General features: G+C 62.5%; 12 protein-coding genes. 8 read left to right on the plus strand and 4 right to left on the minus strand.

What is annotated here, in order from left to right:
• The first annotated feature begins 50 nt into the window (after nt 1-50).
• The 7 genes from hemQ (at nt 51) to CQ019_RS02405 (ending at nt 7,105) form a co-directional block, all read left to right on the plus strand.
• Nucleotides 51-737, plus strand: a complete 687-nt coding sequence (hemQ, locus tag CQ019_RS02375) for a hydrogen peroxide-dependent heme synthase (RefSeq protein WP_096284654.1) — start codon at nt 51-53, stop codon at nt 735-737.
• Nucleotides 734-1,939, plus strand: coding sequence for a ferrochelatase (locus CQ019_RS02380; protein ID WP_258133519.1), 1,206 nt, complete (start codon nt 734-736; stop codon nt 1,937-1,939). The genes hemQ and CQ019_RS02380 overlap by 4 nt, the downstream gene beginning before the upstream one ends.
• Nucleotides 1,936-2,910 carry a hydroxymethylbilane synthase gene (hemC, locus tag CQ019_RS02385; protein ID WP_105553008.1) on the plus strand — a complete coding sequence of 325 codons (975 nt, stop codon included), beginning with the start codon at nt 1,936-1,938 and terminating at the stop codon, nt 2,908-2,910. The genes CQ019_RS02380 and hemC overlap by 4 nt, the downstream gene beginning before the upstream one ends.
• A gap of 8 nt (nt 2,911-2,918) precedes the next feature.
• Nucleotides 2,919-3,716, plus strand: coding sequence for a uroporphyrinogen-III synthase (locus CQ019_RS02390; protein WP_105568845.1), 798 nt, complete (start codon nt 2,919-2,921; stop codon nt 3,714-3,716).
• A gap of 11 nt (nt 3,717-3,727) precedes the next feature.
• Entirely contained in the window at nt 3,728-4,714 is a 987-nt protein-coding gene (gene hemB, locus CQ019_RS02395; RefSeq protein ID WP_105553006.1) for a porphobilinogen synthase, read from the plus strand.
• A complete protein-coding gene (gene hemL / locus CQ019_RS02400) occupies nt 4,715-6,022 on the plus strand; it encodes a glutamate-1-semialdehyde 2,1-aminomutase (RefSeq protein WP_096284592.1) in 1,308 nt (435 codons plus the stop codon).
• A gap of 168 nt (nt 6,023-6,190) precedes the next feature.
• Nucleotides 6,191-7,105: an amidohydrolase family protein gene (locus tag CQ019_RS02405; RefSeq protein ID WP_258133825.1), complete on the plus strand. Its 915-nt coding sequence runs from the start codon at nt 6,191-6,193 to the stop codon at nt 7,103-7,105.
• 81 nt (nt 7,106-7,186) lie between these two features.
• Here CQ019_RS02405 and CQ019_RS02410 read toward each other — a convergent pair whose 3' ends face one another.
• The 4 genes from CQ019_RS02410 to CQ019_RS02425 form a co-directional block, all read right to left on the minus strand.
• Nucleotides 7,187-8,038 carry a MetQ/NlpA family ABC transporter substrate-binding protein gene (locus CQ019_RS02410; RefSeq protein WP_105553005.1) on the minus strand — a complete coding sequence of 284 codons (852 nt, stop codon included), beginning with the start codon at nt 8,036-8,038 and terminating at the stop codon, nt 7,187-7,189.
• Between the two features lie 105 nt (nt 8,039-8,143).
• Nucleotides 8,144-8,824 (minus strand): methionine ABC transporter permease, encoded by a 681-nt coding sequence (locus tag CQ019_RS02415; protein ID WP_105553004.1) that lies wholly within the window; start codon nt 8,822-8,824, stop codon nt 8,144-8,146.
• 3 nt (nt 8,825-8,827) lie between these two features.
• On the minus strand, nt 8,828-9,820 hold the full coding sequence (locus CQ019_RS02420; RefSeq protein WP_105553003.1) for a methionine ABC transporter ATP-binding protein: 993 nt from the start codon (nt 9,818-9,820) through the stop codon (nt 8,828-8,830).
• A gap of 244 nt (nt 9,821-10,064) precedes the next feature.
• A complete protein-coding gene (locus CQ019_RS02425; RefSeq protein WP_096284601.1) occupies nt 10,065-10,748 on the minus strand; it encodes a 3'-5' exonuclease in 684 nt (227 codons plus the stop codon).
• 87 nt (nt 10,749-10,835) lie between these two features.
• Between CQ019_RS02425 and CQ019_RS02430 the strand changes: the two genes are divergently transcribed.
• Nucleotides 10,836-11,225: an MGMT family protein gene (locus CQ019_RS02430; RefSeq protein WP_105553002.1), complete on the plus strand. Its 390-nt coding sequence runs from the start codon at nt 10,836-10,838 to the stop codon at nt 11,223-11,225.
• The last annotated feature ends 1 nt before the right edge of the window (nt 11,226 follow it).

Raw genomic sequence — 11,226 nt, forward strand, 5'->3', positions numbered from 1 at the left:
ATCAAGGAGAGCACTAAGTGAGCTACGAAGTACAGCACAATTCACCGGTCATGCGAGACCGCGACGCCGCTGGTGAAAACCCGACCATGTTCTACACCTTGTGGACCGTGTTCAAGCGCTCCGCCAACGTGGAACTAGGCGCGGCGGATGTTGCGGCCTTCGACTCGCTGGTCGCCGAACTTGCCGCATCCGGTGTGGCCGTGCGCGGTATCTACGACGTGTCGATGATGCGCGAAGAGGCCGACGTGATGCTCTGGATGCACGGACCGGCCGCCGAGCTGCTGCAGGCCTCGATGCGCCAGCTGCGCCGCAGCTCGCTGCTCGCCGGCACCGAGATCGTGTACTCCACGATGGCCGTGCACCGCGAAGCCGAATTCGCCAAGGACCACTCGCCGGCCTTCGCCCGCGGCCTGGATGCCAAGGAATGGATGACCGTCTACCCCTTCGTGCGCACCACCGACTGGTACACCATGGACCCGGCGGACCGCGGCAAGATGCTGCGCGATCACGGCATGCTCGGCCGCGAATTCCCGAACGTGCTGGCAAATACCGTTGCCGCCTTCGCCTTCAGCGACTTCGAATGGCAGATCTGCCTCGAAGCCGACGACATGATCGACCTGGTCGACATGATGCGCCACCTGCGCTACACCGAAGCCCGCCACCACGTGCGCGAAGAGACGCCGTTCTACACCGGACGGCGCATCTCGGCCGCCGAGGTCATCGAGGTTTTGAAGTGACCCAGGATTTCGATCCACGCACCGGCTATGACGCCAACGGCAAGATGGCGCCGAAAGCCTACGACGCGATTCTGCTCTCCTCCTTCGGCGGTCCCGAAGGCCAGGAGGACGTGATCCCGTTCCTGCGCAATGTCACCGCAGGCCGGGGGATCCCCGACGAACGCCTCGAAGAGGTGGCGGTGCACTACCGCAAGAACGGCGGCGTCTCGCCGATCAACGCGCAGAACCGCGCGCTGCTTGCCGCCCTGCAGGCCGAACTGACCGCGCGTTCCATCGGGGTGCCGGTGTACTGGGGCAACCGCAACTGGCACCCGTTCGTCAACGACACGCTGAAGCAGATCGCCGAGGACGGGCACCGCAAGGTGCTGCTGCTGGGCACCGGGGCGTACACCGGCTACTCGGCCTGCCGCCAGTACCGCGAAGACCTCGGCATGGGACTGCGCGATACCGGGCTGGAGGGTGTGCTGGAAGTTGACAAGCTGCGCCAGTTCTTCGACACTCCGGCCTTCGTGCAGCCCTTCATCGAGGGGCTGGGGGCCTCGCTGGCCGAGGTGCGCGAACAACTTGCGGCGAAGGACAATGCCGAAGGCAAGATCAAGATCGTCTTCGTGACGCACTCGATTCCGCGGGCCGACGCGGACGCCGCGGGACCTGCTCAGCTGCGCGCACAGGCGAGCGAGAATCTCTATACCGCCCAGCACCGTGCGGTCGCCGAGCATATTCTGGCCAACGTTCCCGAGGCCCAGGGCCTGGAACACAGCCTGGTCTACCAGTCGCGTTCCGGGGCCCCGCACGTTCCGTGGCTGGAACCGGATATCAACGACGCGCTGGCCGAGGACGCCGCCGCCGGGGTGGCCGGGGTCGTGGTGGTGCCCATCGGGTTCATCTCCGACCACATGGAGGTCTTGTGGGATCTGGACACCGAGGCCAAGGACAGCTGCGCCGAACTGGGGTTGGCCTTTAGCCGGGTCGCAACTCCGGGAACGCACCGGGCTTTCGTCTCGGGCCTGGTCGATCTGCTCGAAGAGCGCCTGGCAGATGCCAACGGCCAAGCGCTGCGCGCAGGCCGGATGAGCGCCGTTGCCGGTGGACCATGGTTTGACGTGTGCCGCCCGAATTGTTGTGAAAAGCGCGCGTTGGACGGCTCCTTGCGTCCGACCATCGCTGCGGTCGATTCCGAAGTGGGGGTGCCCCAGGCATGAGCGAGAGCTTTCGTGTAGGTACGCGCGGCAGCGCGCTGGCGACCACGCAGACCGGGTGGGCCGCCACGCGCTTGGCCGAAGCCTCCGGGCTTCAGGTGGAGACGATTCTGGTCAAGACCGAGGGAGATGTGATCACCGGGCCGCTCTCGCAGCTTGGCGGTACCGGGGTCTTCGCCGCCGCCTTGCGCCAGCGGTTGCTGGATTCGGGCTGCGATCTGGCGGTGCATTCGCTGAAGGATCTGCCCACCACGCAGCCCGAGGGCCTGGTGCTGGCCGCCATCCCGGAACGTGAAGACATGCGCGACGCCCTGTGCGCCCGCGACGGGCTGACGCTCGCCGAACTGCCCGAAGGGGCGAAGATCGGCACCGGTTCGCCGCGCCGCGCCGCGCAGCTGCTGGCCTTCCGCCAGGATCTGCAGATCGTCGACATCCGCGGCAACGTGCCCACCCGGCTCGGCCGGGTGAAAGGCACCGGCGCCACCCATGACGACGGAAGCGTGGGGCGCAGCGTGCAGGGTGACCTGGACGCCGTCATCCTCGCCGCCGCCGGCATGCGCCGGCTCGGCCTGGAAGCGCACATCACCGAGTACCTGGATCCGGCCATCATGCTGCCGGCCCCCGGGCAGGGGGCGCTGGCCTTGGAGGTGCGCGCCGCCGGCTCGGATCACCCGGCCCTGGATCGGGCGCTGGCCGAACTGGATCACCTGCCAACGCGCCTGCAGGTCGAGGCCGAACGTGCGCTGCTGGCGGCTTTGGAAGCCGGCTGCGCGGCGCCGATCGGCGCCCTGGCCCGGGTTCAGGGCGGCACGCTCGTCTTGGAGGCGGTCGCCTGCAACCCGGACGGCTCCGAAACCATGCGCCGCAGTGCCCGAGCAGACGCGGCCACCGTAGCGGAGGCACGCGAGCTTGGACGCGGTCTGGCCGAATCGATGATCGCCGACGGCGCGGCGGTAGTCGCAGGCTTGGCTTAATTGCGACCATGAGCTATCAGGCGTTGATCCTGCGCGACGCGGCGCGAGCCGCGGCTACCGTGCGGGAATTTGAGCAGCTGGGCATCGAATCTTGCTGTGCCCGGCTGATCGACACCGTCTGGCCCGCGGATCGCAGCGAGCTGTCCCGCGGCGTCGCGGCACTGGCGGCGGGCTCCTACCAGTGGCTGGTGCTCACCTCGGTGAATACCGTGGAGGTGATCGCCACCTTGCTGGCCGGACGCCCGCTTCCGCCGCGGCTGCGCGTGGCGGCGGTGGGCACGAAGACCGCCAAGGCCGCCCGCGCGCAGTTGGGCGTCGATGCGGATTTTGTGCCGACGGAGCAGTCCGCGGCCGGAATGGTGGCCCAGTGGCAGCTGGAACCGGGGCAGAAGATCTTCTATCCGCATGGGGACCTGGCCAGCTCGACGCTTGGCGCCGGGCTCGGCGCCCATGAAGTCCACGAGGTCCTGGCTTACCTCACGGTTGCCGCCGGCAGCGGGGGAGCACCGCTTACGGCGGTGCCGGCGCCACCGGGAATTCGCGTGCTCGCCCCGGAAGAGATAACCCGGCAGCTGGATCGGCTGGATCTGCTGGTGTTCAGCGCACCAAGCATCGTGCGCCGCTTCGTGCAGCTAGCCGGTGACCGGTTGCCCGAGCGGGTGAAAACCGTTGCCATCGGCCAGCCTACGGCCGCGGCCTTGCGCGCGGCCGGGTTGCGCGTTGACGCCATCGCCGCGGAACCGACGCCCGCCGGTTTAGCTCGCGCGGCCCAAGAACTTTTGCACAATGCGAATCATCAATTCTAGAAAGAAGTGACATGGCTTTCCCTCAGCACCGACCTCGCCGGCTCCGGCAGAATCCTGCAGTTCGCCGACTCGTCGCGGAGTTCGAGCTGTCCTCGCGTCAGTTGATCCTGCCCGCCTTCGTCCGCGAGGGCATCGGCGAGCCGAACCCGATCAGCTCCATGCCCGGGGTCGTGCAGCACACCATGGATTCGCTCAAGGCCGCTGCGGCGGATGCCGCCGAGCGGGGCCTGGGCGGCATCATGCTCTTTGGCATCCCGGAGGACCGGGACGAAAACGGCAGCGCCGGAATCGACCCGAACGGCATCTTGAACCGGGGCATCGCGGCCGTTCGCGAAGAGGTCGGCGACGAGCTGGTCATCATGTCCGACGTGTGCCTGGACGAGTTCACCTCTCATGGCCACTGCGGCGTGCTTGATGCCCAGGGCCGGGTGGACAATGATCGGACCCTGGAAATCTATGCCGAGATGGCGGTAGTCCAGGCCGAGGCAGGGGCGCACATCCTGGGCCCTTCTGGCATGATGGACGGGCAGATCGCGGTGATCCGCGAGGCCCTGGACCAGGCCGGCCAGCAGGACGTGGCGGTGCTCGCCTATGCGGCGAAATACGCCAGCGCCTTCTACGGCCCATTCCGCGAGGCCGTCGACTCGCAGCTGCAGGGGGATCGTCGCAGCTACCAAATGGACGCCTCGAACCGCCGCGAGGCGCTGCTGGAAGTCGAACTGGACCTGGCCGAAGGCGCGGATATGGTCATGGTCAAGCCAGCCATGAGCTACCTGGACATCGTCTCGGATATCGCTCAGCTGTCCCCGGTTCCGGTCTCCGCCTATCAGATCTCCGGAGAATACGCGATGATCGAAGCCGCGTCGGCCAACGGCTGGATCGACCGCCGCGCCGCGGTGCTCGAATCCCTGCTTTCCATTCGCCGGGCCGGCGCCCAGCAAATCTTGACCTACTACGCAGCCGAAGTCGCCGGCTGGTTGAACGAAGGAAAAAAATAAATGTCGAATTCCGAGAAGCTTTTCACCGAGGCCCGTGACGTCATGCCCGGTGGCGTGAACTCGCCGGTGCGCGCCTTCGGCTCCGTCGGCGGCGTGCCGCCGTTCATGGTCGGCGCCAAGGGCGCTTACCTCACCGATGCCGATGGCAAGGAATACGTTGACCTGGTGTGTTCCTGGGGTCCTGCCCTGCTGGGGCATGCCCACCCGGAGATCCAGTCGGCGGTGCACGCCGCGGTCGACCGCGGGTTGTCCTTCGGCGCCTCCACCCCGGATGAGGCAAAGCTCGGCCGGCTGATCAAGGATCGCATGGGCGGCGTGGACCGGGTGCGCATGGTTTCCACCGGCACCGAGGCCACCATGACCGCCGTGCGCCTGGCCCGCGGCTTCACCGGCCGCGAATTGATCATCAAGTTCTCCGGCTGCTACCACGGCCACCTCGACAGCTTGCTTGCGGATGCCGGCTCGGGCGTCGCCACCTTGGCGCTGCCGGGTTCCGCCGGGGTCACCGCGGCCACCGCCGCCGAGACCTTGGTCCTGCCGTATAACGACCGTGCCGCCATCGACGCGGCGTTCGCCGCGCACGGGGCGAATATCGCGGCCGTGATCACCGAATCCGCACCCTGCAATATGGGCGTGGTGGTACCGGAGGAGGGCTTCAACAAGTTCCTGAAGGACACCACCGCCAAGCATGGCGCGCTGCTGATCCTCGACGAGGTACTGACCGGCTTCCGCGCCTCGTCCTCCGGGTACTGGGGCTTGACCGGCAAGGAAGAGGGCTGGAACGCGGATCTGTACACCTTCGGCAAGGTCATCGGCGGCGGCTTGCCGACCGCGGCCCTGGGCGGCCGCGCCGAGGTGATGGATTATCTGGCTCCCTTGGGCCCGGTCTACCAGGCGGGAACCCTCTCGGGTAACCCGGTCGCCATGGCGGCCGGCATCGCACAGCTGACCCACGCCACCGAGGAGGTCTACGCACACATCCTCAAGGCGTCCACCGCGCTGGAAGGCGCGCTGCGCGAGGCCTTTGACACCGCCGGGGTGGATCACTCGATCCAGCGCGTCGGTTCGCTGTTCTCGGTGGCCTTCGGCACCTCGGCCAAGGGCGTGCACAACTACGCCGACGCGCAGGGGCAGGAAGCATTCCGCTACGCGCCGTTCTTCCACTCGATGCTCGACTCTGGCATCTACCTGCCGCCAAGCGTGTTCGAGGCTTGGTTCCTCTCCGCGGCACACGACGACGCAGCCATGGAGAAGATCTTCGCGGCACTGCCAGCGGCCGCTCGGGCCGCCGCTGCGGCCACCGCATAGTAGCCACCAGCACCAAGAGGCCACGGTAGCCGCTCGCCCCATCCGGGCAGCGGCTACCGTGGCCTCTTGCTATTCTGGGCCGGGAACTGGGCAGCCGCCGGCGGTCCCTGATAGCTTGGCCCACAGCATCAGCATCAACAACGGCAGTGAAAACCAGAGGAGCGCCAGATGACCGAGACGATCGCCGAGCACATGATTCCCCTGATCGACGAGCAGATTCCGGATTTGTTGGACTATCTGGGCATACCCGGGGTGGCCGATATCCATGTGCACTTTCTGCCCGAGCCGATGCTGGAAAAGGTCTGGGCGTACTTCGATGAGGCGGAGCAACGTTATGGTCGTTGCTGGCCGATTACCTATCGCATGGCTGAGGACGCCCGAATCCAACGGCTCCGTGAGATCGGGTTGGCGGCTATCCCTGCGCTTTCGTACGCGCATAAGGCGGGCATGGCCAGTTGGCTCAATGATTGGGCGGCGCGCTTCGCCGAACGCGTCGACGGGGCACTGCATTGCGCAACCTTTTACCCGGAGCCCGGGGTAGGCAGCTACGTTCGGCAGGCCATCGATGCCGGGGCACAACTATTCAAGATCCACATCCAAGTCGGCGGGTTCGCGCCCCACGATGCGCTGCTCGACGAAGCATGGGAAGTCCTCGAGCAAAGCAGGATACCGGTGGTCATCCATGCCGGTTCGGCACCGTTGAGCGGCAACTACACCGGGCCGCAGAACGTTCGAATCCTGCTGGAGAAGTATCCGGACCTCGTGCTGGTCATAGCGCATATGGGGATGCCCGAGTATCACGAATTTGCCGATCTTGCCGAGGCGTTTTCAGGCGTTTACCTGGATACGACCATGGTGGGTACCGACTTCACCAACGAATTCGCGCCGATGCCGCAAAGCTATATTTCCCGTTTGGCTTCACTCCAGGACAAAGTCATTCTCGGCTCGGATTACCCGAATATCCCTTATCCCTATGCGCATCAGCTGCAGGCACTAGCCCGGTTGGGGCACGGAAAATCCTGGATGCGAGCGGTGCTCTGGGAGAACGGGGCACGGCTGCTGGGACTTTCGCAAGCTGGCTAATCTCTAGGACTTTGACCGCATAAAGTAGAGCTGCGCTGTTCCTCAAAACGGGAACAGCGCAGCTCTATTATTTACTTGTGCTTAGAAAGCTGGGATGACGCTTCCATCGGTCCAAGTTTCGCTAATGTAGGCTCCAACCTCATCGGAGTGCAGCAGTTCGTCGAGCTTGGTGATTGCAGGAGTTTCTTCACCGGCACGCCAGGTCAGGAAGTTAGCATGTGGATTGTTTTCGCCGCTTTCCTGATCAAGTTCTTCGTCAAGATTCAACTTGGCCTGGGCAATGAAGTTTCCGTTGATTACCGCAACGTCGACGGAATCGTCTTTGGTGTAAACCTGTGGAACCTGTTCGGCATTCATCTCAGTGAACTTCAGTTTCTTGGGGTTCTTTGCTTCGTCGTCCTCAATGGTCAACACGGTGTCGCTGTCTTCCAGTCCGGAAAGCAAGCCTGTGCTTTCCAACAGACGCAAGCCGCGAAGCTGATTCGCTGGGTCGTTGTTGAGGACGACAGATGCACCTTCGGTGACGTCAGCTGGCTCACTGAACTTTTTGGAGAAAACGGTCATCGGCTCGACATGAATGCCTTTGCCGTGCTCAAATTCGTAGCCCTTGTCCGCAACCTGCTGGGCTAGGTAAGCCTCAGTTTGGAAGTAGTTGGCATCAAGTGAGCCATCTTCCAACGAGGTGTTTGGGAGGATATAGTCATCGTATTCAACGATGTCCAGATCGATGCCAGCATCTTTGGCAAGCTCTTCATCAACGTACTCAAGAATCTGAGCGTGTGGAACAGAGCTTGCGCCTACAGTGACGACAACAGGGTTTGCCGGGTCCAGGCTGGCTTCTGCGGATGGTTCGGTGGAACCGGTGCTACCGCAAGCGGTCACCGCAAAGAGAGTGGCGACACCAGTGACGGCGAGAGCGAGCTTTTGACGCATGTGAGTGATTCCTTTGATATGGACCGTTGCCGGTAACGGGGGAGCTGAATGGAGCGGTGAGGGTGCCGCCCCAGTCCGCCGGTGGCCCGGCGGAATAGTGATTTCCTAGCGGTGATCAACCTTGCGGGCAATCCAGTCGCCGAGGATCTGTACCACTTGCACCATTATCACGATGATGATGATGGTAATGATCATGATTTCAAGTTCGTAGCGCGTGTAACCGTAGTTGTAGGCCAACCGGCCCAAGCCGCCGCCGCCAACCAAACCTGCCATGGCAGAGTATCCAATGATCGTCACGACGGTGGTGGTGATCGCCGAGACTATACCGGGTAGCGCTTCGGGAACCATGACCTTGCGAATAACCTGCATCTTGGTGGAGCCCATGACCAGCGCGGCGTCGATCTTTCCGGATGAGACATCGCGTAGCGCGGTCTCCACCAGTCGAGCGAAGAAAGGGACCGTACCGATAGTCAGCGAGACTGAGGCGGCGATGGGACCTAGCGATGTGCCAACAACCAATGCCGAGAATGGAATCAAGGCGACCATCAAGATTGCGAACGGGATTGAACGGGTGATATTCACGATGATGCCCGACAAAATCACGTTCAGCCAACGCATGGGCGCCAGCCCAGTCTTATCGGTGGTGTGCAATAAAATGCCAATCAGCAAACCCACCACGACGGATACTACCGACGAGATGAAAACCATTTGCATGGTCTCAACGGTGGCCGGCCACATGGCCTTGGTGATGCCTGGGTTATTCAAGAGTTCAGTGAAGTAATCCATAACTTACTTGGCCTCCTTCACGGTCACTGCAATACCTGTGGACTCCAAATGTTCGATAATCGCAGCGATGTCCACGTCTGGGGCAAACTGCACACGCAGATGCGCGAACTGCTGGTCGCCCAGATGCTCTACGGAACCTGCCAAGACATTGACGTCGGTGTTGAACTTTCGTGCGATGCCGGAGATGACCGGCTCGGTGGCTTGCGCGCCCGTGTAGAGCAGGTCAAGTACGCGACCTGCACCTTCTGCCTGCGGGGCTTCTCCCGGCAGTGGAAGCAGCGTAGAAGCCAAACGTCCTGAAGCGTTGGTGATGACCGCTTCGAGGTCGCCGTGCTCCACGATCTTGCCGGCTTCGAGCAGGGAAACCGAATCGCAAATCTGCTTGACGACGTGCATCTCGTGGGTGATGATCAGTACCGTGATGTTCAACCGGTCGCGAAGCTTCCTAACCAGTTCAAGAATTTCATCGGTGGTGGCCGGGTCCAAAGCACTGGTTGGCTCGTCGCAGAGCAGCACGTCGGGGTCTGTCGCTAACGCGCGGGCGATACCCACGCGCTGTCGCTGACCACCGGAAAGCTGCGATGGGTAGCCCTTGGCGAACTTCGTCAGCCCGACGAGTTCCAAAAGCTGCGCAACTTTCTCGGCGATTTCCTTCTTCGGTGTGCCCACCAATTCCAGTGGGTAGGCAACATTCTGTTCGGTGGTTCGTGAATCGAACAGATTGGCATGCTGGAAGACCATGCCGATACGGCGACGAGCGTTGCGTAACGCGTCGGAGTCGACATTCGTCAGTTCCTTGCCGTTAACCGCAACGGAGCCGGACGTAGGCTGGTCAAGCAACGTCAGGCAGCGGACAAGTGTTGATTTGCCAGCTCCGGAATGTCCAACGATGCCATGAATTTTCCCGGTCGGGACTTCAAGGCTGACACCATCCAGTGCAACAACGTCATTGCTGCCTTGACGATAAACCTTACGCAGGTCACTAACTGTGATCACTAGGCGCGTTCCTTCAATTCTCAAGGGGTATAGAGAGTACCCTCCATTGAATCACTATCGAACAATATCGCCCGAACCGCCCGCAAAACACATTCACTATTCTTCATATGCGGCCAAAATCGGGGGACGAATCGAAGATGATTCGCAGATTTGTGACTGAAGATGAACTAATGACTTACCCGGAATCTCGCGGGAGCCAGTTTTTAGGATGTGAAGTGCCTAACATTCACTGGAAATGCATGGTTTAGCTGTCTTTTATCGGCCAAGCGCCATCGACGAGGGCCTGGGGATCGCGCTTGCGCAGGTATTCCTGGAAGCTCGCGGCTTGTTCGCGAGCCCACCCGATCTGCCAGCCGTGCAAATCCTGCGGATCAACTTGTAGCTGCGGGTACTTCTCGGCGATGGCTCGCGCTACCGCCACGCATGCCACCGAATCGGCGAAGGAGGTGTGGGCATTTTCCAGGACGACGCCGTAGTGTTCGCAGGCAGCTGCCAGCGTGCGCTTTCCCTTGCGGAACTTGTCGACCTGCTTGTCGATGATGAACGGGTCAATCACGTTTCCGGGGATGAACGGCACCAGGTCGTAGCGCAAGGCCTCGGCATGCAGGACGGAGAAGTCATAGGCGGCATTGAACGCGACCACCGGGGACTGCTGGGCGGCGAACTGGAGCAGGTTGAGGATCTCGGCAACGCCCTGAGCGGCAGGAATGCCTTCCGCACGAGCTTTTTCGGTGGACACGCCGTGCACCGCGGCAGCAGCCTCGGGAATTTCAACGCCGGGATCAATCAGCCACTCCCGCTGGTTCACAACCTGACCTTGGGCATCAAGCAGAACCACCGACGCAGTGACGATGCGCGCCGTAGTGGTGTCGACGCCAGTGGTTTCCAAGTCAAAGCCAACTGCAAGGCCCTTATGCCATTCATTCATGAAATCAACGCTACCCGCTCATTCGGTCAAGCATTGGGCTGACGCTCCGGTTGTGGACGAGGATGTCTAAGTTGGCACAATAGGGACATGAGCTCCGAATCAAGCCACTTGCCCCTCGATTATGCCGAGGCCGTCCATCGCCTCGCGGCACTTGTCCCGCCGGGAGCGGTACTCAGTTATGGCGACGTAGCAGAGCTCCTGGGGGTCGGCGGCGCTCGGCAGGCTGGCAAGGCGATGGGAAGTTCACCGGAGGGGACACCCTGGTGGCGCATTCTTCGGACCGACGGCACCCTGACTGTGGCACTCGGCGAACGAGGAGAGGACGAGTGGACGCGGGAGAACACTCCCCGCCGGGGTCGACGCGTGAATATGGCCCAAGCACGCTGGAAACCGAACGATGCCCAATGGGCGCAAATTGATTCGCTCAAAGCGGCGTTGCAACCGGGCTACTTGTCCGAAGCGGATGATCAACTATGAA

Origin of the sequence: Arthrobacter sp. MYb229 (genome assembly GCF_002975405.1) — a bacterium.
GTDB lineage: Bacteria > Actinomycetota > Actinomycetes > Actinomycetales > Micrococcaceae > Glutamicibacter.